The organism is Dokdonella sp. (genome assembly GCF_019634775.1).
Lineage (GTDB): Bacteria > Pseudomonadota > Gammaproteobacteria > Xanthomonadales > Rhodanobacteraceae > Dokdonella.
Genome location: NZ_JAHCAS010000001.1, coordinates 780,243 through 803,703, shown reverse-complemented (window position 1 = coordinate 803,703; position 23,461 = coordinate 780,243). Strand labels below are relative to the sequence as shown.

Annotated in this window: 18 protein-coding genes, 2 tRNA genes and 1 other annotated feature; of the genes, 15 read left to right on the top strand and 5 right to left on the bottom strand. The window is 67.3% G+C overall.

The features are described 5' to 3' along the window. The first annotated feature begins 72 nt into the window (after positions 1–72). Positions 73–750: a 4'-phosphopantetheinyl transferase family protein gene (locus KF907_RS03420; RefSeq protein WP_291218208.1), complete on the top strand. Its 678-nt coding sequence runs from the start codon at positions 73–75 to the stop codon at positions 748–750. Positions 751–915: 165 nt separating this feature from the next. On the opposite strand, the gene KF907_RS03415 is transcribed toward KF907_RS03420, so the two are convergent. After that, on the bottom strand, positions 916–1,206 hold the full coding sequence (locus KF907_RS03415) for a phosphopantetheine-binding protein (protein ID WP_291218207.1): 291 nt from the start codon (positions 1,204–1,206) through the stop codon (positions 916–918). A gap of 94 nt (positions 1,207–1,300) precedes the next feature. Between KF907_RS03415 and KF907_RS03410 the strand changes: the two genes are divergently transcribed. Next, positions 1,301–2,299, top strand: a complete 999-nt coding sequence (locus KF907_RS03410; RefSeq protein ID WP_291218205.1) for a chorismate transformation FkbO/Hyg5 family protein — start codon at positions 1,301–1,303, stop codon at positions 2,297–2,299. A gap of 331 nt (positions 2,300–2,630) precedes the next feature. Next, positions 2,631–4,037, top strand: coding sequence for a hypothetical protein (locus KF907_RS03405; protein ID WP_291218203.1), 1,407 nt, complete (start codon positions 2,631–2,633; stop codon positions 4,035–4,037). An 83-nt stretch (positions 4,038–4,120) separates the two neighbouring features. Here KF907_RS03405 and fabR read toward each other — a convergent pair whose 3' ends face one another. Next, positions 4,121–4,768, bottom strand: a complete 648-nt coding sequence (fabR, locus tag KF907_RS03400; protein WP_291218201.1) for an HTH-type transcriptional repressor FabR — start codon at positions 4,766–4,768, stop codon at positions 4,121–4,123. 143 nt (positions 4,769–4,911) lie between these two features. Here fabR and KF907_RS03395 point away from each other — a divergent pair, with 143 nt between their 5' ends. The 4 genes from KF907_RS03395 (at position 4,912) to KF907_RS03380 (ending at position 10,288) form a co-directional block, all read left to right on the top strand. Continuing rightward, positions 4,912–6,294, top strand: a complete 1,383-nt coding sequence (locus KF907_RS03395; RefSeq protein ID WP_291218199.1) for a sigma-54-dependent transcriptional regulator — start codon at positions 4,912–4,914, stop codon at positions 6,292–6,294. A 230-nt stretch (positions 6,295–6,524) separates the two neighbouring features. Beyond that, positions 6,525–7,307: a 3-hydroxybutyrate dehydrogenase gene (locus tag KF907_RS03390; RefSeq protein WP_291218197.1), complete on the top strand. Its 783-nt coding sequence runs from the start codon at positions 6,525–6,527 to the stop codon at positions 7,305–7,307. Beyond that, positions 7,288–7,644, top strand: a complete 357-nt coding sequence (locus KF907_RS03385) for a hypothetical protein (protein ID WP_291218195.1) — start codon at positions 7,288–7,290, stop codon at positions 7,642–7,644. The genes KF907_RS03390 and KF907_RS03385 overlap by 20 nt, the downstream gene beginning before the upstream one ends. Positions 7,645–7,828: 184 nt before the next feature. After that, positions 7,829–10,288 (top strand): protein kinase domain-containing protein, encoded by a 2,460-nt coding sequence (locus KF907_RS03380; RefSeq protein ID WP_291218193.1) that lies wholly within the window; start codon positions 7,829–7,831, stop codon positions 10,286–10,288. Between the two features lie 82 nt (positions 10,289–10,370). Here KF907_RS03380 and KF907_RS03375 read toward each other — a convergent pair whose 3' ends face one another. Then, on the bottom strand, positions 10,371–11,306 hold the full coding sequence (locus KF907_RS03375; protein ID WP_291218191.1) for an LpxL/LpxP family acyltransferase: 936 nt from the start codon (positions 11,304–11,306) through the stop codon (positions 10,371–10,373). Between the two features lie 105 nt (positions 11,307–11,411). Between KF907_RS03375 and dtd the strand changes: the two genes are divergently transcribed. Together dtd and rpoD are read left to right on the top strand one after the other, a co-directional pair. After that, complete coding sequence (gene dtd / locus KF907_RS03370) at positions 11,412–11,858, top strand: D-aminoacyl-tRNA deacylase (protein WP_291218189.1); 447 nt, start codon at positions 11,412–11,414, stop codon at positions 11,856–11,858. Positions 11,859–11,977: 119 nt separating this feature from the next. Then, complete coding sequence (gene rpoD / locus KF907_RS03365; protein WP_291218187.1) at positions 11,978–13,825, top strand: RNA polymerase sigma factor RpoD; 1,848 nt, start codon at positions 11,978–11,980, stop codon at positions 13,823–13,825. 137 nt (positions 13,826–13,962) lie between these two features. Here rpoD and KF907_RS03360 read toward each other — a convergent pair whose 3' ends face one another. Next, the gene (locus KF907_RS03360) at positions 13,963–15,192 is read right to left on the bottom strand and encodes a nucleoside recognition domain-containing protein (protein WP_291218185.1); all 1,230 of its coding nucleotides are present in this window, start codon (positions 15,190–15,192) and stop codon (positions 13,963–13,965) included. Positions 15,193–15,573: 381 nt separating this feature from the next. Here KF907_RS03360 and KF907_RS03355 point away from each other — a divergent pair. The 6 genes from KF907_RS03355 to KF907_RS03330 all read left to right on the top strand — a co-directional run bounded on the left by KF907_RS03355 (position 15,574) and on the right by KF907_RS03330 (position 20,529). Further along, positions 15,574–15,646, top strand: a tRNA-Ile gene (locus KF907_RS03355). 113 nt (positions 15,647–15,759) lie between these two features. Further along, positions 15,760–15,835 (top strand) — tRNA-Ile (locus KF907_RS03350). 192 nt (positions 15,836–16,027) lie between these two features. Next, positions 16,028–17,059, top strand: a complete 1,032-nt coding sequence (locus KF907_RS03345; protein ID WP_291218183.1) for a bifunctional nicotinamide-nucleotide adenylyltransferase/Nudix hydroxylase — start codon at positions 16,028–16,030, stop codon at positions 17,057–17,059. Between the two features lie 89 nt (positions 17,060–17,148). Further along, positions 17,149–18,180 (top strand): SPFH domain-containing protein, encoded by a 1,032-nt coding sequence (locus KF907_RS03340; protein ID WP_291218181.1) that lies wholly within the window; start codon positions 17,149–17,151, stop codon positions 18,178–18,180. A 3-nt stretch (positions 18,181–18,183) separates the two neighbouring features. Then, positions 18,184–19,119 carry a diacylglycerol kinase catalytic domain-containing protein gene (locus tag KF907_RS03335; protein ID WP_291218179.1) on the top strand — a complete coding sequence of 312 codons (936 nt, stop codon included), beginning with the start codon at positions 18,184–18,186 and terminating at the stop codon, positions 19,117–19,119. Between the two features lie 178 nt (positions 19,120–19,297). Further along, a protein-coding gene (locus KF907_RS03330) for an IS3 family transposase (RefSeq protein ID WP_472843823.1) occupies positions 19,298–20,529 on the top strand; the annotation gives its coding sequence in 2 pieces (ribosomal slippage) (positions 19,298–19,577 and positions 19,577–20,529; 1,233 coding nt in all). Beyond that, positions 19,576–19,692 (top strand) — a sequence feature (AL1L pseudoknot). It overlaps the preceding gene by 117 nt. 345 nt (positions 20,530–20,874) lie before the next feature. Here the strand turns inward: KF907_RS03330 and KF907_RS03325 are convergent. Further along, a complete protein-coding gene (locus KF907_RS03325; protein WP_291218175.1) occupies positions 20,875–23,292 on the bottom strand; it encodes a S9 family peptidase in 2,418 nt (805 codons plus the stop codon). Between the last annotated feature and the right edge of the window lie 169 nt (positions 23,293–23,461).

Genomic DNA, 23,461 nt, shown 5'->3' with positions numbered 1-23,461 from the left:
GCACTGCGGGCTCGCGCGGCACAGCGTCGGCGCTCCCTTGACCGCGCCCACGCCACCCGCAAGCATGGGCGCATGCAGCGCATCGTCGCCAGCGATTTCGAGACCACGGCGACGCCACCGGCGCTCGGCGAGGATGAACTGCACCTGTGGCTGTTCGAGCGCCCGCCCGGCCTGTCGCCGCGCGCGATGTCGGCGCTTGCGCATGCCGAACTCGGCCGCCTGCTCGGTGCCTATGCCGGCAATACCGAACCGCCCGCGCTGGCGCGCGATACACACGGCAAGCCGTTCGCGCTCGACGGCGGGCATCCGCATTTCAACCTGAGTCACGGCGGCGAACGCATCGCCCTGGCCTTTGCGCGCCGCCACGCGGTCGGTGTCGATGTCGAAACCGCGCACCGGCGCGCGGCGCCGCTCGATCTCGCCACGCGCTTCTTCGCCGGCGACGAGGCGCGCGCACTGTCCGGCATCGATGATGCCGAAGCGCTGCACGCGGCCTTCGTCGACCTGTGGACCTGCAAGGAAGCCGTGCTCAAGGCCCTCGGTCGCGGTCTCGCCTTCGGCCTTGACCGCCTGCGCTTCGAACTTGACCGCGACGGGCCCCGGGCGCTGGCCGAAATCGCCGCCGAAGCCGGCCACGTCAGCGACTGGCACGTCGCACGCTTCGACGCCGGCGGCGCGCATGCGGGGGCGGTTGCTTGGCGTGGCGATGCTCTGCGCGTGCGTGCTTTCAGGGCAGGGGCCAGGCTTTAGGGGCGAGGGATGCTCGGATCAATCCCGCATTGGCGTCATGACATCCGCAAGGTTCGCAGCGGGGTGGGCGTGGCGAAGTCCGGGCTGGTTGCCTGGGTGAGCCGCGCACGCCGCGCTGCGCCCGCACAGGACGGTGACGCCGTTGAGGGATTGATTGGAACATCCCTAGCTTGAGCGGTGCTGTTCGATGTGCTGCGCAAGCGCACGCAGGCTGCCGAAGATCTGGCGGTTCTCGGGATTGTCCGAGCGCAACTGGAAGCCGTATCGCTTGGATACGGCAAGGGCCAGTTCGAGGGCGTCGATCGAGTCGAGGCCGAGGTCGCCGGCGCCGAACAATGGCGCTTCCGGGTCGATGGCGTCGGCACCCACCCAGTCGATGTTGAGGCTGCTGACGAGGAGTTCTGCAAGCTCGCGTTCGGCCGTGGTCTGCGCCGTTGCTGGCTGGGATTCGGTCACGTGGATGCTGCCTTCTGTGAGGTTTTCGGCCAGGGTGCGGGGCGGGCGCAGTGTATCATCCGCGCCTTTCTCCACCGCCCGATCCCGCCTCCACGTGCATCTGCCCGCGAACACCGGACCTTTGGCCGCCGCGCTGCCGCGTCTGCGTGTGGGCTACGAACGCGTGCCGGTCGAACAGGCGCTCGGCGATACCGATGTGCTGGCGGTGATCGCCTTCGGCGTGTGCGGCACGCACGATCCGCGCCTCGTCGCGGTCGGCCTCGAAGCGCTCGGCGACGAGGTCGTCGAAGTGTGGCGCGGGCGCGCGCCGGTGCGTTCGGGTTTCGATGGCGCGCTGCGCTGGAGCAGCGATGGCGACTACCTGTTCTTCGCCATCGAGGTCGACGAAGCCGAAGCCGGCGGCCTGACCGCGGCGGCCGAGCAGGCCTATCGTGCAGTCACGGCAACGCTCGACCGCCACGCCCTCGACGGCGGTGCACCCGCGCAGGTGCTGCGCCTGTGGAACTACCTCGATGCGATCAACGAGGGCGAGGGCGACGACGAGCGTTATCGCCATTTCTGCACGGGTCGCGCGCGTGGCCTCGGCGAACGTGCACGCAACGGTTTTTCCGCAGCCACCGCGATCGGCCGACGCGATGGCGTGCGCCGCCTGCAGGTCTACGGCCTGGCCGCGCGTGCGCCGGGGCGCGCGGTGGAGAATCCGCGCCAGCTCAGCGCCTGGCGCTATCCGCGCGAATACGGCCCGACCGCGCCCACCTTCGCGCGCGCCGCGGTGACCGCCGCCGACCAGCTGCTGCTGTCCGGCACGGCGGCCGTAGTCGGCCATGCCTCGCAACATGTCGGCGACACCGCCGCCCAGGTGTCGGAAACCCTGCTCAACCTCGACCAGTTGTTCGCCGTCGCCCAGCGTGGCAGCGCCGCCGACATCGGCGAACACACCGTGCTCAAGGCCTATGTGCGCGAGGTCGGCGAAGCGGCCCTGGTCGAGCGGCTCGTCCGTACGCGCCATCCACGCCTCGGCGGTCTGGTCCTGCTCGCCGGCGACATCTGCCGGCGCGAACTGCGCGTCGAGATCGACGGCGTCGACGGTTGAGTCCGGTCGCGCGGCGCCCGTGCCACGGCGTCGCGTGAGCGCATCGTTGCTGGCTCGCCGTGCACGGACCAATCCGCTCAGCATGCCTCTACTTGCCCGCGTCGACCCCGGGCCAGGCATCTAACCTATTGTTCAAAAAGGAGTCATTTGACGGTCCTGCGAATGCGGCAGCGCAAGATGCACAACTGTCCAATTCATGTACAGTTGTGCATGAGTTGGTCGCCAGTCCGATCCATGGCTCGCCCGATCGGCATCGGGACCGGAGTGCGCGACCCGACTCAGCGGGGTGTTGTCCCGTTCATCCAACCGACAGTCCTATGGGGAGTCAGACATGAATCGCATGGGCAAGATCGCAGGAAGCATTGCGCTGGCCATCGGAATGGCCCTCACTGCAACGACCGTCGTCGCCGCGTCCGATCCGGGCGTCAAACAATCACCCGACATCCGCTTTTTCCTCGCCGATCCTGAACTCGGTGTGGCCGGTGTCTATGGCGGCAACGGCGCCGAACTCTACTTCGAGGCGCGCAGGTCGCTCGATGCGACGGGCGCTGCCGGCGCCCTGAGCCTGCGCATCGTCGATGCCGAGGCGCGCACCGTGGCAATCGCCGGCGAACCGCTGGACGGGCAACGGACGCCAATATCCGGCGAGTTCGACGCGAGCGAGGGCTATGTGCATGCCCGCCAGCTGACCGGACTCGGCCGGGCGCTGGGTGCGGCCGACCTGCATGCCGCCCTGACCGTCGAGAAATCCGCGCTCGCCGATCTCGCCCGCCAGGCCGCGGACACCGCCGCGGCGAACTTCCCGCTGCGTGCCTCGCTCGATGCACGCTTCACGGAAGTCGCCAGTGACGCGCAGGTCGCCGATTTCTACATGCGTTCGATGCGCGACGTGCAGGCCGCCCGTGCGGACGGCGGCATGCTCGAGGCGAGCCTTGGCAACGGCATCGTTCTGCGCAGCAAGCAGGAATTCATCGCCGACGAACCCGATGAGCACGGCAACATGGGCCGTATCGATGCCTACGTGTTGGTGAAGGCGGCCGATGGCTACGTGCTCGGTGCGGAACTCGGTGGCGACCGTGTGCCGAAGGACTGGTCCGACGACATGGAACTCGAGAACGAGCGCAGCCACCACGACCTCGCCGCGGACTTTGGCCGCGCCGCGACCGCGCTGAACGCGCTCGCCTACAGCGGCAGGACGACCCAGGGCGTGACCCTGAGCCACCAGGCCGAGCAGGCGTCGATGCAGCGCCTGGCGCAGAGCCTGGCGAGCAACCTGCTGCCGGAGCGTGCCGATGCATCCAACCAGCTGCTCGCCGCCGGTCTTTACCAGACCGCCATCGAGGTCTGGCGCAAGCCGTTCCTCGTCCTCGCCGAACACTCGGCCACACGGGTCGCCAAATACCGCTACAACAATCCCGTCTCGAACGTGCGGACGTTCCAGGGCTGGATCAGCTTCTGCAACCACGGTGCCTGTGCGAATGCGAGCAACATGTCCCGCAAGTGCAGCTACACGGGGCCGCGCGGGCACTACTACCTGCTGCCTTCGCGCCGCTCGGATGCGGGTGGGCACACCTGTGCAACGCCCTACTGGGCCATCGGCCGGATTGGCCATCACAACTGCCACGACGATTCGTCGGTGCAGGTGCGCGCCGTGCACGGGCAGTACTACAGCATCTATACGGGCCGCTGTGGCGACGCGGTGTACTGGGCGCACGCACCGCACTGCGGTGCGCAGTAGTCACCGATAGCCCGCTGCGGCCATGTCGGCCCGAGCGGGGCGCGTGATCGCCGGCGCCGGCGCTCCTTCCGGTGCCGGCGCTCTCAACCGGTCTTGGCATGCATGGCGCGGGCGCCGACGACAATCATCTTGACCATCGTCGTCAACTGCTCGATCTGCTCGGCATCGCGCTCGCGCGGCAAGTCCATGGCGCTGGCACCCACGGCGAACACCAGGCGCGTGATGGCCCGCGCGACCAGCGCAGGTTCGTGCAGCGGCACGCCGGTGACTTCGGCAAGCCGGATCAGATCCACGCGCAACTCTTCCTCGAAGTAGCGCAACTGCGCATCGACCGCCTGCTTGAACTCGTCGGAACCGGCGAGGCCCTCGCGCAGCAGCAGGTGCAGCAACTTGTCGTCGGTGCGGAACTGCTCGAAGAACACTTCGACCGAGTTGCGCACCACGCTGCGCCCCGAGCTTGCCCGGTGGCGGGCCTGCCCGATCACGGCGCGCAGCGAGCTGCCGGCGCGTTCGATCAGGGTCACGGCGAGTTCGTCGACGTCGCGGAAATGGCGATAGAAGCTGTTCGGCGCGATACGTGCTTCGCGCGCGACCTCGCGCAAGCCGAGCGTCGACACGCTGCGGTTCGGACCGACCAGCGCCAGCGCAGCAGCGATCAGGTCCTCGCGCGTGATCGATGGCCTGCGGCCGGGGCGTGGATCGGGGTGCGAGGGTGCAGAACGGTCGCTCATGGGCCACTCGGAACGGCAAACGGACCTCGACATCATGGCGCAAACCGCGCCGCGGCGGCAGGTTTGGCCCTCCGGTGCGCGCCGCCTGCGCTTCGCCCGCTTCGGGTATGCTCTCTGTCTCATTTTCGCAACCGACACGGCCCATGACCTCGGCACGCATCCTCGTGGTCGACGACGAGCCCGACATCCGCAACCTCGTCAAGGAGATCCTCGAAGAGGAAGGCTATGCGGTGACCACGGCCGAATCGGCCGCCGCCGCGCGCGAGGCACGGCGCGGCCAGCGCCCGGACTTGGTGCTGCTCGACATCTGGATGCCCGACCTCGACGGGATCAGCCTGCTGCGTGAGTGGAGCGAGCGCGGCGGCCTGCCGTGTCCGGTCATCATGATGAGCGGGCACGGCACGGTGGAGACCGCGGTCGAAGCGACGCGGCTCGGCGCCTACGATTTCGTCGAGAAGCCGATCTCGCTCGCCAAGCTGCTGCTGACCATCGAGCGCGCGCTCGAGGCGAGCCGGCTGCGCCGCGAGAACGAGGGCCTGCGCAACCAGCTGGTGCCGCTCGATCCGGTGGCGAGCAGCCGTGCCATGCAGGGCCTGCGCGCGCAGGCTGAACGCCTCGCCGGCCACGATGCATGGATCCTCGTGCAGGGTGAGCCGGGCACCGACAAGAAGGCACTGGCGCGTTGGCTGCACGAGCGCAGCGCACGCCGGGCCGGGCCGTTCGTCACCGTCACGCCGGGTTCGATCGCGCCTGATCATGCCGCGGCGGCGCTGTTCGGCAGCGACGATGGCGGCAATGTGCAGTACGGCCTGATCGAGCAGGCCAACGGCGGCACGCTGTTCCTCGAGGAAGTCGCCGACCTCGATCCTGAACTGCAACTGCGCCTGGCCAGCGTGTTCGCCCAGCGCGCGCTGTTGCGTTGTGGCGGACACGAGGCGGTGCCGGTCGACCTGCGCGTGATCGCCTCGACCACGCACGATCTCGACGCAGCGGTGAAGGCCGGACGTTTCCGCGAGGATCTCTACTACCAGATCCGCGTGGTCCCGCTGGCCGTGCCGCCACTGCGCGAGCGCATCGAGGACATTCCAGAATTGCTGCGCTACTACGCCGATTTCTTCGCCAATCGCGACAAGCTGCCGTACCGGCTGTTCCCGGTGGTGGTGCAGAACCGCCTGCGCAACCATCCGTGGCCCGGCAACCTGCGCGAGCTGCGCAACCTGGTGCAGCGCCTGCTGATCCTTGGCAACGCGCCGGAGATCGGCCTCGAGGAAGTCGAGCTCGCGCTCGGTCAGGCCGCGGCAATGCCGGAGAAGGTCGCGCCGGGCCGTGCGCTCGACATCGACTTCGCCCTGCCACTGCGAGAGGCGCGCGAGCAGTTCGAGCGCGCCTACCTGCTGCACCAGCTCGGCGAAGCCGGAGGCAGCGTCGGCCGCCTCGCCAAGATGGTCGGAATGGAACGCACCCACCTCTACCGCAAGCTCAAGGATCTCGGCGTCGATCCGAAACTGGCCGGGCGCGAGGACTGAACGTGGGCGCCGCTCGGCGCTGCGCCGGCTCGACAGCAGGCCAGTCTGCCTTCGCCGTCGCGCCTCGATCTGCGCCGGCACAGGACGGTGACGCCGTTGTGGGATCAATCAGAGAACATCCCTTGTCCGTTCGGACAATGGACGCCACCTCGGCCGCCGTGATTCGCTGCGTGTCCATTCGTCCCGGCGCGCGCTGCCGGGACTGATCCATCCTGCCAACGGAGATTCCCATGACATTGAACGGCAAGGTCGCGCTCGTCACAGGTGCGGCAAGCGGCATCGGCAAGCGCATCGCTGAGGTATATGCGCAGCACGGCGCGGCGGTCGCGATCGCCGACCTCAACCTCGATGCGTCGAATGCCGCGGCCGCGGCGATCAGCGCGGCCGGTGGCAAGGCGATCGGCGTGAAGATGGACGTGACCAGCGAGGCCGAGGTCGAGGCCGGCGTCGCCGCGACCATCGCCGCCTTCGGCAAGGTCGACATCCTCGTTTCCAATGCCGGCATCCAGATCGTCAAGCCGCTCGAGGAGTTCAGCTACGACGAATGGAAAAGGATGCTCGCCATCCATCTTGATGGGGCCTTCCTGACCACGCGCGCCTGCCTCAAAGACATGTACCGGCGCGGCCAGGGCGGGGCGGTCATCTACATGGGCTCGGTGCATTCGCATCTCGCCTCGAAGCTCAAGGCGCCGTACGTCACCGCCAAGCACGGCCTGCTCGGCCTCGCCCGCACGCTGGCCAAGGAAGGCGGGCCGAAAGGAGTGCGTGCCAACGTCATCTGTCCGGGCTTCGTGCGCACGCCGCTGGTGGAAAAGCAGATCCCGGAACAGGCGAAGGAGTTCGGCATCAGCGAAGCCGACGTGGTGAAGAACATCATGCTCAAGGACACCGTGGATGCCGAGTTCACCACGGTCGACGATGTCGCCAACGTCGCATTGTTTCTCGCCGCCTTCGAGACCAACGCGCTGACCGGGCAGAGCCTCACGGTCAGCCATGGCTGGCACATGCAGTAGCGTGGACAGCGGCGCGCACATCGAACGCCTGCGTGCCCAGCTCGGTGGTCCGCGTGATGGTGCACTGCTGCGCTTCTCGCTCGGCAATGCGCTGCTTGCTGCCGGGGATGCAGCGGCCGCGGCGGCGGAACTGCGCGCGGCGGTCGGCTTCGATCCGGTCTATTCGGCGGCATGGAAGCTGCTCGGTCGCGCCCTGGCCGATGCAGGCGACACGGCCGGTGCGCAGGCCGCGTGGATGCAGGGCGTGAACGTCGCCGAGGCGCGTGGCGACGTGCAGGCGGCGAAGGAAATGCGCGTGTTCCTGCGCCGTCTGCAGCGCGCGGGCGGCGCGACCTGAAGCACGGCGGGACGCGCGGGCGCAGGCGAGGAGTGGCGACTGTCGCAAGGCCGCGCAGCAACCCTTGTGCATGTCATGGCGCCACGGCGGGATCGATCGGAGACTCCTGATCCCGCGCGTCCGACAGCTCGCGGGTGACGCCGCTGTGGCAGGATCGCGGTGCAACCTTGGGGACCGGTTCCAGATGCATTCTTCCAGCAAGACCACGCTCGGTGCCGACCATCCGGCTGCCGCCGAGCTCGAGCTGCCGCGATCGATCGGCCCTTACGCGATCCTGCGCCTGCTCGGCGAGGGCGGCATGGGCACGGTCTACCTCGCCCGCGAAACGCAGCCTGACCGCCTGGTCGCGCTGAAGGTTGTACGCGCCTTCTCACACGATGCCGGCGAACGCCTGCGCCGCGAGATCGACGTGCTCGCCCAACTCGAGCATGCCAACATCGCGCGCCTCTACGCGGCCGGCGAGGCCGAAGTCGGTGGCCGCTCCTGGCCGTGGCTGGCGCTCGAGTATGTCGAAGGTCTCGACCTGCTCGCGCATGCGCAGACCCGGTCGCTGGATGTCGCCGCGCGCCTGCGCCTGCTCATCGCCGTGTGTCGCGCGGTGCACCACGCCCACCTGCGCGGCGTCGTGCATCGTGACCTCAAGCCCGGCAACATCCTCGTCGATGCCGAAGGCGCGCCGCGCGTGCTCGATTTCGGTATCGCCCGCCTGCTCGAGGACGCCGGCCCCGGCATGACCGAGGTCGGCCAGGTGCTCGGCACCGTGCCGTACATGAGCCCCGAGCAGTTCGGCGGCGACAGTCGCCACATCGATGCACGCAGTGACGTCTACGCGCTCGGCGTGGTCGCCTACGAACTGCTCAGCGGTCGGCTGCCGCATCCACGCATCGGCCGCTCGAGCCTGTTCGAGGCGGTCGACATCGTGCGCAATGAACGACCGCCGCCGCTCGACGCGGTCATGCCGGGCACGCGCGGCGATCTGAGCCTGGTCGTCATGAAGGCGCTGGAGGCCGACCCTGCGCGCCGCTACGCATCGGCCAGCGACTTCGCCGACGATCTCGCCGCCGTGCTCGAGCATCGCCCGGTGCAGGCGCGCGCCCCAACACGCGCCTACCTGCTGAGTCGTTTCGTGCAGCGCCATCGGGCGTTGTCGGCGACGATCGCCGCCGCCGTGGTCGTGCTGCTCGTCGCCACCATCGTTTCGCTGCGTTTCGCCTTCGCCGAGGCGCGCGCGCGTGGCGAGGCGGAGGCGCGCTCGGCCGAGGCCGCCGCGGTCAACGGCTTCCTCACGACCATGCTTGCCTCCGCCGATCCGTCGATTGCGCGTGGGCGCGAGCTCGGTGTTGCCGATGTCATCGACCTGGCCGAATCGAATCTCGCCGATCTCGATGCGCAACCGCGCGTGCGCGCCAGCGTGCTCGATACGCTCGCCGCGACGCGTGCCGGCCTCGGCCAGTACGAAGCCGCACTGACCCTGACCGATCGCGCGCTCGCCGGTGCCGATGGCGCCGCGCTGGATGCCGCTGCACGCGCCCGCCTGCTGCGTCAGCGCGCCAGCATGCTGACCGAGCTGGGGCGCTTCGACGAGGCGGACGAGGCGATCGAATCCGCACGTGCGCAGATGCCGACATCTGCACCGGCGCTCGAACGGCTCGGTCTCGAGCTCACAGCCGCGCGTCTCGACCAGGAAGCCGGGCGGGCCGACCAGGCAGTGAAGGGGCTTCGTGCCGTGCTCGATGGTGCGGCGGCGCTCGACACCGCCTCGCTCGATGCGACCGCCCGCACCCGGCTGGCCGACCTCATCGATGTCAGCCGCGGCAACCTGTCGATCCAGTTGAGCGACATGGGTGTCGTCGACGAGGCGGTCGTGCTGCTCACGGCGAGTCTCGATGCGCGCCGCGCGCGCCATGGCGATGACGATCCGCGCACGTTGGCCAGCCGCCACAAGCTGGCCTCGCTCGAGTTCGCGCGCGGCCGACTCGACATCGCCGAGGCCGAGGCCAGGGCGACGCTCGCCGCGCAGCGGCGCGTACTCGGCGATGCGCACGCCGCGACCCTGACCACGATGCAGACGCTGGCCAACGTGCTGCTCTCGCGCGAGCAACTCGACGAGGGCGAAGCCCTCACGCGCGAGGCGCTGGCCGGGTTCGAAAAACTGCTCGGCGATGCGCATGCGCAGACGCTGGCCTCGATGAACGCGCTGGCCTACCTGCTCGAACAGCGCCAGCGTCTCGACGAGGCCGAGGCCCTGTACCGGCGCGTGCTGGCGATCGTCGCGCGCTCCGGTGATACGCACCCGACCACCTTCGCGCCGCGCAACAACCTGGCCATGCTGCTGCTCGACCGCGGTCAGGGCGAGGCCGCGCTCGATGAGTTCCGCACCCTGGTCGCCGGCGCCGAGGCGGCACTCGGCGACGCGCATCCGCACGTGGCGATCTTCCGCAGCAACCTTGGCCTGTGCCTGTCGAAACTCGGCCGCGACGCCGAAGCGATCAGCGTGCTCGAAACCGCCCATGCACGCCTCGGCGCGACCCTCGGCCCGACTCACGCACGCACGCGCAAGGCGGCCGAACGTCTCGCCGACGTGCTTGCCCGCAATGGTCGCGGCGACGAAGCCGCGCGTCTGCGCGCCACGGCTTCGCCGTAGGAGCCCGTTCACGGGCGATGCTTCTGCTTTGGAGGTTGTACAGAAGGAGCATCGCCCCTGAAGGGGCTCCTACCAGGGGTTCCTACGGTTTCCTGTACGGATTGTGCTCGCCCGGCGGGCGCCGCGACCAGCGCTTGTAGTGCCACTGGTACTGCGCCGGGGCGAGGCGCACGCAGGCTTCGACGCCGGCATTCAGCGCAGTGCAGGCCACGCGCAGGTTCCGGTCGGCAATGCCGTGCGGCGCCGGCAACAAGCGGATGCGGAAGCCCCGGCCGCGTGGCAGGCGTTCGGCGAAGGCAAACAGCACGGTCGCCCCGGTTCGTTCCGCCAGGCGCGGCACCAGCACCATGGTCAGCGCCTCGATGCCAAAGAACGGGGCGAACTCGCCCTCGCCGCGCTTGGGCTGCTGGTCGGGCAGGATGCCGACCACGCCGCCGGCAGCGAGGCGCCGGTACAGCGTGCGCACGCCGGCGCCCTCGGCGCGCACCTGCTCGACCTCGACCGCGCCGCGCGCCGCGCGCAGGAACGGTTCCATGTCCGGGTTGCGTGGTGGCCGATACACGATCGCCAGGGGCGTGCGTGCGGCCAGCCAGTAGTTCAGCAGTTCCCAGCAGCCCAGGTGCGGGGCGGCGACGATGAGACCGCGCCCGGCCGCGAGCGCGGCTTCGAACAGGTCGAGCCCTTCCACCTCTCGCACCAGGCCCAGCGCGCGCGATGGATTGCCGCACCAGACACGCGCGATCTCGGTCACCGACTTGCCGGTCTCGGCGAGCACATGGCGCGCGTCGAGCGTCCCGATCGGATCGCTCGCGACATTGCCGTGATGCGGTTCCTGTCCTGTTTGTGCGCCGTTTCGCGTTTGCAGTAGACGCAGGTTGACCTCGGTGACCCGACGCTCGCGCCCGCGCGCCAGCCAGTAGCCGAGGCCAAGCAAGGCTCCGAGTGCGTGCAGCACGCGCAGCGGCAGCCGCCCGGCCAGCGACAGGAAGGCAAGCAGCAGGCGGAACGGCAAGGTCATCAATCGAGGCGTCGCTGATGCAAAACGCGATTCTAGCCACTTCGACCGCATTGACCGCCGCCGCCGGCAACGTCGACCATGCCGGTTTTCCGTCCGGGAGCCCGCATGATCGCCCTCATCCAGCGTGTCGAATCGGCGCATGTCGAAGTCGATGGCGAGACGGTCGGCCGCATCGGCGCGGGCCTGCTCGCCCTCGTCGCCGTCGAGCGCGGCGATGGCGAGGCCCAGGCGCAGCGCCTGCTCGAACGCCTGCTCGGCTATCGCGTGTTTGCCGACGCCGAAGGGCGCATGAACCGATCGCTGCGCGATACCGGTGGTGGTCTGCTGCTGGTCTCGCAGTTCACCCTGGCCGCGGACACGGCCAGCGGCATGCGCCCGGGGTTCTCGGGTGCGGCAACGCCGGAGGAAGGCGAGCGCTGGTTCGGTCGACTGGTCGAACTGGCGCGCGCGGCGCATGCCCCGGTGGAAACCGGGCGCTTCCGTACCCACATGAAGGTGCATCTCGTCAACGACGGCCCGGTCACCTTCCACCTGCGTGTGGCGGCGGCCTGAGGTACCCGCGCCGACGATGTCGAGCGCAGGATGAAATCTTTGACAATCAATGAGTTGGGCAGCCCTTGACGGGGCTCCTATACTTCCGAGTCTTTGTTTACGGCAACAGCGGAATCTTCATGGCCAGCGAGCACATCCAGGAGCAGCAAACCACCGACATCAAGATGCTCATCACCAAGGGCAAGGAGCAGGGCTACCTGACCTACGCCGAGGTGAACGATCACCTGCCTGATGACATCGTCGATCCCGAACAGATCGAAGACATCATCGGCATGATCAACGACATGGGCATCGAGGTGCACGAGATTGCGCCCGATACCGAGACGTTGCGCGCTGCCGCTGCCGCCACCACCGACGACGAGACCGCCACCGAGGAAGCCGTGGCCGTGCTGTCGGCGGTCGACGCCGAAGTCGGCCGCACCACCGACCCCGTGCGCATGTACATGCGCGAGATGGGCACGGTCGAACTGCTCACCCGCGAAGGCGAGATCGCCATCGCCAAGCGCATCGAGGAAGGCCTCAACCAGGTGCAGACCGCACTGGCGAGCTTCCCGTGGTCGATCCAGTTGCTGGTCGAGGAGTATGACCAGGTCACCGAGGGCAAGAAGCGCATGTCCGAGGTGATCGCCGGCTTTGCCGACCTCGAAGAGCCCGAGCCGCCGATCGCCGCCACCGCCGAGGCGTCCGAAGAGGAGGTCGAGGAAGACGAGGACGACGACGGCGGCGACGAGGAAACCGCGACCGTCGACACCGGCCCCGATCCGGCCGAGGTCGCGCGCCGCATCGACCTGCTGCGCCAGGGTTACGCCAAGTTCCAGAAGGTCGCCGACAAGAGCGGCATCGCCGACCGCAAGGCGCAGAAGCTGCGCGACCAGATCGCCGAGGAGTTCCTCAAGCTCAAGCTGCCGGCGGTGTTCATCGACGCCCTCGTGCGCAAGCTGCGCGAAGTGGTCGGCAACATCCGCCACCACGAGCGCCTGATCCTCGACGTCTGCATCAAGCAGGCGAAGATGCCGCGCAAGGACTTCCTCAAGATGTTCCCGTCCAACGAGACCAACCTCGAATGGGCGGACGAACTCGCGCGCAAGCGCCAGAAGTGGTCGCCGTCGGTCAAGGCGCACCGTGATGCCCTCGTCGGCGAGCAGAACAAGCTCGTCGCAATCGAACGCACGCTGTACCTGTCGGTTGCCGACATCAAGGAAATCAACCGCGCCATGTCGATCGGCGAGGCCAAGGCGCGCCGGGCGAAGAAGGAAATGGTCGAGGCCAACCTGCGCCTGGTGATCTCGATCGCGAAGAAATACACGAACCGTGGCCTGCAGTTCCTCGACCTCATCCAGGAAGGCAACATCGGCCTGATGAAGGCCGTAGACAAGTTCGAATACCGCCGCGGCTACAAGTTCTCGACCTACGCGACTTGGTGGATCCGCCAGGCCATCACGCGCTCGATCGCCGACCAGGCACGCACCATCCGCATCCCCGTGCACATGATCGAGACGATCAACAAGCTCAACCGCATCAGCCGCCAGATGCTGCAGGAGATGGGTCGCGAGCCGACCCCGGAAGAGCTGGCGGTGAAGATGGAAATGCCCGAGGACAAGATCCGCAAGGTACTCAAGATCGCCAAGGAACCGATCTCGATGGAAACGCCGATCGGTGATGACGAGGATTCGCACCTCGGCGACTTCATCGAGGACGTCTCGATCGTTTCGCCGATCGAGTCCTCGACCAACATCGGCCTGATGGAAACCGTGCGTGACGTGCTCGGCGGCCTCACCCCGCGCGAAGCGAAAGTGCTGCGCATGCGCTTTGGCATCGACATGAATACCGACCACACGCTGGAAGAGGTCGGCAAGCAGTTCGACGTCACCCGCGAGCGCATCCGCCAGATCGAGGCCAAGGCCCTGCGCAAGCTGCGCCATCCGAGCCGCTCCGAGCAGCTGCGCTCGTTCCTCGACATCGAATAGTTCCCGCGGGCGGCCGCGCCTGCCTGCTGCGGATCATTGCGGCGACGCTCACCCCGTCGCCGCCTTGCGTGCTCGTCGCCGGTGCGTGGACGATGCGGTGCGTGTGTTGTCGCCTCGATCTGCGCCGGGCGTGCGGATCAACCGAAGAACCAGTAGCACACCGCGATCGAAGCCAGCACCCCGGCCAGGTCGGCAAACAAGGCGCATCCCACCGCATGCCGCGCGCGACGGATGCCGACTGCGCCGAAGTACACCGCAAGCACGTAGAACGTCGTCTCGGTACTGCCCTGCACGGTCGCCGCGAGCAAGGCGGGGAAACTGTCGACGCCGTGCGTCTTCATCGTCTCGATCAGCATCGCGCGCGCCGCGCTGCCAGAGAACGGCTTGACCAGCGCGGTCGGCAGCGCATCGACGAAACGCGTGTCGGCACCGCCCGCGCTGGCCAGCCAGCGGATGCCGTCGAGCGCGAAATCGAGCGCCCCCGACGCACGCAAGGCACCGACCGCGCACAGCATCGCGACCAGATAGGGCAACAGGTCGCGCGCCACCGCGAATCCTTGCTTTGCACCATCGACGAAGCTTTCGTAGACCGGCACGCGCCTGATCGCGCCGGCGACGAGGAAGGCGATGACGATGCCGAACAGGGTCAGGTTGCCGAGCAATGACGACAGCGATGCCAGCGTGGCCGCCGACAGCGTCGCCAGCAGCGCGACGAAACCGCCGAATACGAGCGCGCCGCCGCCGAGGAAGGCCAGCACGACCGGATCCCACAGGCGCAGGCGCTGCATGAAGGCCACCGACAGCAGGCCGGCCAGGGTCGACAGGCTCGTCGCCAGCAGGATTGGCAGAAACACCAGGGTCGGATCGACCGCGCCCTGCTGCGCGCGGTACATGAAGATCGACACCGGCAGCACGGTCAACGACGAGGCGTTCAGCACCAGGAACAGGATCTGCGCGTTGCTCGCCGTCGTCGACGACGGATTGAGCGATTGCAGTTCGCGCATCGCGCGCAGGCCGATCGGTGTCGCCGCATTGTCGAGCCCGAGTCCGTTCGCGGCGAAGTTGAGCGTGATCAGACCCACCGCCGGATGCCCGCGCGGCACTTCCGGCATCAGCCGCGCGAACAGCGGACCGAGCAGGCGCGCCAGCGCATCGACCAGCCCGGCCTGTTCGGCGATGCGCAGGAAACCAAGCCACAGCGTCAGCGTGCCGAACAGTAGCACCATCACCTCGACCGACAGCTTCGCCATCTCGAACAGGCTCGCCACCACCGCCGCGAACACCGCCGGATCGCCACCGACCAGCCAACGCGCCAGCGCCGCGAGCGCAGCAACGAGGAAGAACGCGAGCCAGAGCAGATTGAGCATGTCGTCAATGAGAAGGGACGCGCGCGAAGCATCGCATGCCCGCCGCGAACGCGACACGTTGCCGCGCCCGCCGCGTGCACAGCGCACAAGCTACAATCCTGCGCCGCGACATCAGAGCCTTGTGTCCGCGGGAACGGCTTCAGCCGCGAAGGGCTGGACCAGGGCGCCTTCGGAGCAGGGGACTCACACTCCGCTGATCGAGGCCGGATCGGCGAGGCAGAATTGAGCGGGGCGGCCACCCTTTCGCCCCATCAAGAAAGAAGAATGGGCCTATAGCTCAACGGTTAGAGCAGCGGACTCATAATCCACTGATCGAGGCCAGATCGGCGAGGCAGAATTGAGCGGGGCGGCCACCCTTCCGCCCCATCAAAAAAGCAAAAAGGGCCTATAGCTCAACGGTTAGAGCAGGGGACTCATAATCCCTTGGTTCCAGGTTCGAATCCTGGTGGGGCGAGCCGGAGAGACGCGTGATGCCGTCGGGCATCACGCGCCGGCGAGCGACCCGCCACGGATGGCGGGGCCGGAGTGGACACCATGGAGGGTTGCTTGAGGAAGCGCGTATCGAATGGGCCTATAGCTCAACGGTTAGAGCAGGGGACTCATAATCCCTTGGTTCCAGGTTCGAATCCTGGTGGGCCCACCATCCATCACTTACAACCGGCTCTCATTGCGCGTTCCAGCGAAGTTTGGCCGCTGTGGCCAAACATCAATGAAATTCCAGCAAGATTGGCCGCTTGGGTGTGGCCGCAACAGTCGTTGATGCTCTGCACGCGAGCGAGTAGGCTAGTCGCAAGGCTGGAGAGACCAGCCTCAGCCACCGCCATGAGGGAGCCTCATGCGACTCGACTACCTTGTCCTAATCGGACAGTTCGCGCCGTTCCACAACGGCCACCTCGCTCTCGTTCGCCGCGCGCTCGATCGAGCACAGACTGTCATCGTGCTGATGGGCTCCGCGGGCCGGGCACGTAATAGCCGCCATCCCTGGACCGAGCATGAGCGCGACCGGATGTTGCGGAGCGCATTGCCCGAAGCCGGCAACCGCATCATCGTCCGCCCGCTCCGCGACCACCTGTACAACGAGAACGCTTGGATCAGCGCGGTGCAGACCGCGGTCCGCGAAGCTATCGGTGAGCCCTCAGACACCTCGACCCGGATCGGCCTGATGAGCGGACAGGCGCCGGCGAGCGTCGACACCGTCCGCGCCTTCCCCCAGTGGACGCACGAAGAGTGCCCCTGGGTCGACATGCCAACTGCGCACCAACTGCGCGAACATCTTCTAAGCGAAACCGAGGACGGCATGACGTTGGTCCGAGGCCACGTACCACCCCCCGTCTTCTCCCAGTTCGACGCCTTCCGCGCCACCAGCGAATACCGCGCCCTGGCCGAAGAGCATGCCTTCGTGCAGACCTACCGCCAGGGCTGGGCGGGAGCGCCGTACCCTCCAACGTTTGTCACCGTCGACGCTGTCGTCGTGCACTCGGGCCACCTGCTGCTCGTCGCCCGTGGCGCCCAGCCCGGCAAAGGCCTCTGGGCATTGCCCGGCGGCTTCGTTCGCGGCAACGAGCGCCTGATGGACGCTGTGCTGCGCGAACTGCGCGAGGAAACCCGCCTCAAGCTGCCCGCACCTGTGCTTCGTGGCTCGGTTCGCTCGCAGGATGTCTTCGACCACCCGGAGCGCTCGCTGCGCGGGCGGACGATCACGCACGCCTTCTACTTCGAGTTCCCCGCAGGCGATTTGCCCGCTGTAAAGGGCGGCGATGACGCCGCCAAGGCGCGCTGGTTTCCGCTCGCCGACCTGCGCGCCTTGGAGTCTCAGATATACGAGGACCACTTCTACATCGTGGAGCGCTTCGTCGGCAGGCTATGAGTTCAACGCGTTGCGCGACCGCGTCCGTTCGCGCCGATGCTAGAAAGACGGGCATCGCGACCCTGGAAGGACTTTCCTAGGAGCACATCATGTTCGGCATCCAATACGCCAAAGCCAGCCCCACCACCTACCTGATCCAGTACCGCAACGGGCAACCGGTGCGGGAAGGCGCAGGCCTCGCCTTCTTCTACTTCGCCCCCAGCGCCTCGCTCGTCTCGATTCCCATGGAGAGCGTCGATGCGCCCTTCATGTTCACCGAGGTCAGCGCCGACTTTCAGCAGGTGACGGTGCAGGGCCAGATCACCTACCGGGTGTCGGATCCGAAGCTGCTCGCCTCGCTGATGAACTTCACCCTGCTGGCGAATGGTGTCGACTACGTGTCGGAGGACCCGACCAAGCTGCCGCAGCGCGTGGTCAACGCAGTCCAGGTCCAACTGCGCGCCGCCCTGCAGGGCCAGAAGCTGCAGGATCTGCTGCGCGAGTCCGAAGGGCTGGTTCAGTCGGTCCGCGAGGGACTGCGCCGCCCGGACGGGCTGCCGAGCCTCGGCCTGGAACTAGTGAGCCTCGCCATCCTCGCGATCAAGCCCACGCCCGACACTGCCCGGGCGCTCGAAGCCACCATCCGCGAACAGATCCTCAAGGACGCCGACGACGCGCTGTACCTGCGCCGCAACGCTGCGATCGAGCAGGAGCGCGCGATCAAGGAGAACGAACTCAACACCGAGATTGCGGTCGAGACCAAGAAGCGCCAGATCCGCGAGACGCAAATGGACGCCGAGCGCGCTGTGCTGGAGAAGCGCCTGCAGATCCAGGCCCAGGAAATGCAGGGCAAGATCGCGCACGAGAAGGAGAACGAGGCCCTGACCGAACTGCGCGCCGCCAATGCCCGCCGCGAGGCCGACGCCAAGGCGTACGGCATGGACGCGCTGGTGAGGACGGTCGCCGGGGTCGACCCGAAAGTGCTGCAGGCCTTGGCATTGGGTAGTGCCGCCCCAGGCGCCATCATCGCTTCGGCATTCCAGGAACTGGCCCAGAACGCCGGCAGGATCGGCGAACTCAACATCTCCCCGGATCTGCTGCAGCAGCTCACCCAGTCGCCGGTCGCCGCCCCGAGGAAATAGACCATGGACGCCCTGCAGCACCGGATCATCCTGGTGACGCGGCGGACCCGGCTTGAGGATCTGGTCGCTCGACTCAATACCGTCGAGCAGGCCCGGTTCTATGTTGAGCACATGGGTGCGGACTTCTCTGACTACCAGGCCGAGCAAGACACGTACCGGCATGCGGTCGAATCGGCCGAAGCGCAGCTGCGGCGCTTCGGCCGGGTCCAGCGCCTCGACCGCACCTTGGTCCCGAACTTCCTGTTCCCGCCCGACTGCCTGGTCGTCGTGGTGGGACAGGACGGGCTGGTCGCCAACACCCTCAAGTATCTGCACGGCCAGCCCGTCATCGGAGTCAACCCGGACCCGAAGCGCTGGGATGGCGTGCTGCTGCCCTTTGAGGCCAAGGACCTCGCCAAGGTCGCGCCGGAGGCGCAGGCCGACCGCCGACCAACGCGCGCAATCACCATGGCGCGCGTGCGGCTCAGCGACGGCCAGGAACTGCACGCGGTCAACGATCTCTTCATCGGCCCGCGCTCTCACGTCTCGGCGCGCTACACGATCCAGGTTGGCGAGCAGATCGAAGTGCACTCGTCGAGCGGCATCATTGTCTCAACGGGGCTCGGCTCGACGGGATGGTTCCGCAGCCTGCTCACCGGCGCGATCGGCATGGCTGGGCCGGAGTCTTCGGAGGAACTGCGAGCGCTGCAGACCTCAGGCTTCCCGTGGGAGGCGCAGCATCTGTACTACACGGTGCGGGAGCCCTTCCCCAGCCGGGCGACGCAGGCGAGTCTCGTGTTCGGACGGATCGAGGGCGATAGCCCGCTGCGACTGACCTCGCAGATGCCGAACTACGGCGTGATCTTCAGCGATGGGTTCGAGCAGGACTTTCTGGAGTTCAACTCGGGCATGGGCGCCGAAGTCAGCATCGCGAAGAGATTGGGTCGGCTCGTCCAGTGATTTCCACTACCCACTTGGGATCCTCTCCGAGCAGGCAGTCCCTCGTGCAGTCACTGTAGCCCTCGCGCCGCCCTTCCGTCGGCCGAGGCACAGGTTGCGGCCCCCGAAATCGCTTCGACGTACTGGCTTGAACCGCCCCGGGAAACGTGGAGGCTCCAACTCTTGAGAGAATGGAGCCATGAACAAGTCGAAGAAGTTTTCCCCTGAGGTCCGCGAGCGTGCAGTCCGGATGGTGCTGGAGCATCGCGGGGAGTACCCGTCGCTGTGGACGGCCGTGGCGTCGATCGCCCCCAAGATCGGCTGTGTGCCGCAGACGCTGCTGACGTGGGTGAAGCAGCACGAGGTCGATGCGGGGACGCGCGATGGCGTGACGACCGCGGACGCCAAGCGGATGAAGGAACTGGAGCGCGAGATCAAGGAACTGCGCCGGGCCAATGAGATCCTGAAGCTGGCGAGTGCTTTTTTCGCCCAGGCGGAGCTCGACCGCCGGCTGAAGCCCTGAGGACGTTTGTCGCCACGCACCGGAGCACGTTCGGGGTCGAGCCGATCTGCAGGGCCTTGCAGATCGCCCCGTCCGGCTACCGGCGACACGCGGCCCGCCATCGCGAGCCTGAGCGACGCCCGGCGAGGGCGAAGCGCGACGAGGCCCTGATTCCCGAGATCCACCGGGTATGGCGGGCCAACCTGCAGGTCTATGGCACCAACAAAGTGTGGCGACAGCTCGGCCGTGAGGGCATCACGGTGGCTCGATGCACGGTCGAGCGACTGATGCGCCAGCAGGGCCTGCGCGGCGTGATGCGCGGAAAAGCGGTGCGAACGACGATCAGTGATCGCAACGTGCCGTGCCCACAGGACAAGGTGAACCGGCAGTTCCGCGCCGAACGGCCGAACCAGCTGTGGGTGTCGGACTTCACCTACGTTTCGACCTGGCAGGGCTGGCTGTACGTGGCCTTCGTCATCGACGTGTTCGCCCGCCGCATCGTGGGCTGGCGGGTCAGCGACTCGATGCGGACGGACTTCGTACTCGATGCGCTGGAGCAGGCGCTGTACGCACGCCAGCCGGAGCGTGACGGCACGCTGATCCATCACAGCGATCGGGGTTCGCAGTACGTGTCGATTCGCTACAGCGAGCGGCTCGCCGAAGCGGGCATCGAGCCGTCCGTTGGCAGCCGAGGAGACAGCTATGACAACGCGCTGGCCGAGACCATCAACGGGCTCTACAAGGCCGAACTGATCCACCGCCGTGGCCCCTGGAAGACGAAGGCGGCGGTGGAACTGGCGACGCTGGAATGGGTGTCGTGGTTCAACACCCAACGCCTCCTCGGATCGATCGGCTATATCCCGCCGGCCGAGGCTGAGGCAAACTACTACCGGCGACTCGCAGAAGCCAAGGTCGCTGAAACCGTGTGACTTAAACCAAACAGCCTCCACGAAAGCCGGGGCGGTTCAGCCCGCAAGACCCGGTGGAATCCGTCACCTTCGCCCGTATCTGCAAAGGGCTGGAGGATTCTAGGCTTACACCGCCGAAGGTGCTGCGGTTTTACCGTGATGCCACGGCGCAAGCCTGATCTGCAAAGCGGCGGAAACGCGGACAATCGGCCAAAACTGCGGATATTTGGCCGAGAACGGGTGCGGGTTCCAATCCCGAGTGCGCCACCATCTTTGCTCGCGCTGGTGCGTCGTCACAGACCGGCGCCGGCTGCGCGCCGGCGCGTGCATGGGTGCATCAGTACCAGACCGCGGCTCGCTGCGGGATCAGGGCTTGAGGTGGCGCTCGAACAGCGCGTGGATGCGGCGGTACTCGTCGTACCACGCATCCGGATGCACGAATCCATGGCGTTCGAGCGGATAGCCGGCGAGTTCGAAGTCGGTCTTGCGCAGTTCGACGAGGCGTTGATAGAGGCGCACCGAATCCTGGAACAGTACGTTGTCGTCGATCATGCCGTGGGCGATGAGCAGGCCGCCTTGCAGGCCTTCGGCGAGTTCGATCGGCGAGGAGCGGCGGTAGGCGATCGGATCGACCTGCGGTGTGTTGAGGATGTTCGAGGTGTAGCCGTGGTTGTACGAGGTCCAGTCGGTGACCGGGCGCAGGGCGGCGCCGGCAGCGAACACATCGGGTCGCTTGAACATCGCCATCAGGGTCATGAACCCGCCGTAGGAACCACCGTAGAGGCCGACGCGCCTGGCATCGACGGCGTGGTTCTTCACCAGCCAGTCGACGCCGTCGACGAGGTCGTCCAGTTCGGGCGTGCCCATCTGCCGGTAGATCGCCGTGCGCCAGTCGCGGCCGTAACCCTCGGATGCACGGAAATCCATGTCGAGCACGACGTAGCCCTGCTCGGTGAGCAGGTGGTGGAACATCTGCTCGCGGAAGTAGTTCGGCCAGCCGAGCTTGGTGTTCTGCAGGTAGCCGGCGCCGTGCACGAACAGCACGGCCGGGTACTTCCTCGTCGCGTCGAAGTCGGCAGGCTTGTACAGCTTCGACCAGATCGGCTGCCTGGTGTGGCGCGACGGTACGCCGACGATCTCGAGTTCAGGCCAGCGCAGCGCCTTGTAAGCCGGTTTGCGGGTATCGGTCAGCGTGCGCGCCTCGCGCGCATCGACGTCCTGCACGGCGAGCTGGGCCGGCACATGCGAGGAGGATTGCAGCAGGGCAAGGCGGCGCCCGTCCGGAGACAGCGTGAAGGCGTCGGTGCCGCGTGCATGGGTGACGCGCACCAGCTCGCCGCCGCCGAGCGGCACGCGATAGATGTCGTAGGCATAGGGCGCTTCGGCGTTGGCACGCACGTAGAACCGCCCGTCGGGCGCGAGCTGCGGGTTGGACACTTCAAAGCTGCCGCGGGTCAGCGCGCGCGCCTTGCCACCCGGCGCCTTGGCGTAAAGGTGCGACCAGCCACTTTCCTCGGAGAGGTACCACAGGGTCGTGCCGTCGTCGCTCCAGCCGAAGTCGTTGAACGCCCAGTTGATCCATGCGGGATCGCTCAGGCGGTGTTCGCTCACGAGTCGCTTGCTGGTGAAATCGACCGTCGCGATCCAGCGGTCCTTGTTGTCGATCGCGCGCAACTGCACGGCGACGTTGCGTCCATCGCCGCTCCAGACGAGGCGCATCACTTCGAGCGTGCGCTCATCCCCGGCATCGGCTTTGGTGCCCTTCTTCGCCGCCTTGCCGCCCTTGTTGGCCGTGCCCTTCACCGGCGTGTCCTGGTGCGACCGCGCCGCCGCGTTCTCGTCGCGGATCGGTTTCAGCGGGTCGTCGTTGATGCCGGGAAGTTCCGCATACGCCAGTCGGTCCTGCGTGCGTTCGGCGAGATCAAGCAGCCACAGCGCATGGGGTGCCGGCAGGTTGCGGCCAACGCGCACGCGCTCGTCCTCCTGCTCCTCGTAGCCAGATTCGGTGACATAGCGCTGCAGCTTGGCGACCTTGCCTTCGTCATAGCCCTTCGGCGTGGTCACCACGAGCAGGCGGCGCCCGTCCGGTGAAAGCGAGGTGCGCTCGATCACGATGTCGTCGCCGAGGAAGAACGGCGCGGGTGCGCGGGTCGGGTCGCCCTTCTGGAAGGCGTCGGCATCGGCCTTCTGCGCGTCACGGTCGGCCTTGATCGCGCGCAGGGTCGAGAACAGGCGCAGCTGCAGCTCGGCGAGATCGTCGGCTTGCTTCGCCTCGGGATCCTTTTCCGCCTTGAGCACGAAGGTCGGGCCGCCGACGCCGCTGACGAGGTCGTGGCTCCACCAGTCGGTGCCGGTGCGGAACTGCACGGCGCGCCCATCGGCCGAGAATTGCGGCTGCGCTTCGGCGACCGGCGTGCGCGTGATCTGCATGAGGCGACCGCTGGCAAGGTCACGCACGAAGATGTCGCCGTTGCGCGCGAACGCGCCACGGCGGCGCTCGCGGTCCCAGACGATGCCGGGTCCGTCGGTATCGGCCATCGTGGCCGGATCGATGATCGTGTCGGTGCCACGGTCGGGATCGATGCGGTGCAGGTCGCGCACGCTCGATCCGTCCTGCTTGAGGCGATACAGGATCGCCTTGCCATCGGCGCTCCAGTACGGCGTCTCGACCGGCGGACCGATCCAGTCGGGATCCGCCATCGCCTGATCCAGCGTGATCGCCGGCGCGGGCGCCGCGGCGAAGGCGAGCAGGATGGCGAGGCAGGCAGAAAATGGACGGAGCATGGGGAGGTTCCGGAACGAAAGGCGGGCAGGATACCGGCTCGGCGCCGCATGACCATGCGTCGCAAGTCATCACTGCGGAAGCCGCTCACAGGGATAGCGATCCCGCAGGCGCGGCTTCAGCCGCTGTTCGACACGGCAGCTCCCTTGGCAAACCGGCATGGACTGGTGC

Bases quoted from the DNA above. Each gene is read 5' to 3' on its own strand.
- KF907_RS03390 (WP_291218197.1), top strand. From the start codon at position 6,525: ATGACATTGAACGGCAAGGTCGCGCTCGTCACAGGTGCGGCAAGCGGC.
- KF907_RS03345 (WP_291218183.1), top strand. From the start codon at position 16,028: ATGCGACTCGACTACCTTGTCCTAATCGGACAGTTCGCGCCGTTCCAC.
- KF907_RS03405 (WP_291218203.1), top strand. From the start codon at position 2,631: ATGAATCGCATGGGCAAGATCGCAGGAAGCATTGCGCTGGCCATCGGA.
- fabR (WP_291218201.1), bottom strand. From the start codon at position 4,768: ATGAGCGACCGTTCTGCACCCTCGCACCCCGATCCACGCCCCGGCCGC.
- KF907_RS03325 (WP_291218175.1), bottom strand. From the start codon at position 23,292: ATGCTCCGTCCATTTTCTGCCTGCCTCGCCATCCTGCTCGCCTTCGCC.
- KF907_RS03380 (WP_291218193.1), top strand. From the start codon at position 7,829: ATGCATTCTTCCAGCAAGACCACGCTCGGTGCCGACCATCCGGCTGCC.
- rpoD (WP_291218187.1), top strand. From the start codon at position 11,978: ATGGCCAGCGAGCACATCCAGGAGCAGCAAACCACCGACATCAAGATG.
- KF907_RS03360 (WP_291218185.1), bottom strand. From the start codon at position 15,192: ATGCTCAATCTGCTCTGGCTCGCGTTCTTCCTCGTTGCTGCGCTCGCG.
- KF907_RS03340 (WP_291218181.1), top strand. From the start codon at position 17,149: ATGTTCGGCATCCAATACGCCAAAGCCAGCCCCACCACCTACCTGATC.
- KF907_RS03375 (WP_291218191.1), bottom strand. From the start codon at position 11,306: ATGACCTTGCCGTTCCGCCTGCTGCTTGCCTTCCTGTCGCTGGCCGGG.
- dtd (WP_291218189.1), top strand. From the start codon at position 11,412: ATGATCGCCCTCATCCAGCGTGTCGAATCGGCGCATGTCGAAGTCGAT.
- KF907_RS03385 (WP_291218195.1), top strand. From the start codon at position 7,288: ATGGCTGGCACATGCAGTAGCGTGGACAGCGGCGCGCACATCGAACGC.
- KF907_RS03420 (WP_291218208.1), top strand. From the start codon at position 73: ATGCAGCGCATCGTCGCCAGCGATTTCGAGACCACGGCGACGCCACCG.
- KF907_RS03395 (WP_291218199.1), top strand. From the start codon at position 4,912: ATGACCTCGGCACGCATCCTCGTGGTCGACGACGAGCCCGACATCCGC.
- KF907_RS03335 (WP_291218179.1), top strand. From the start codon at position 18,184: ATGGACGCCCTGCAGCACCGGATCATCCTGGTGACGCGGCGGACCCGG.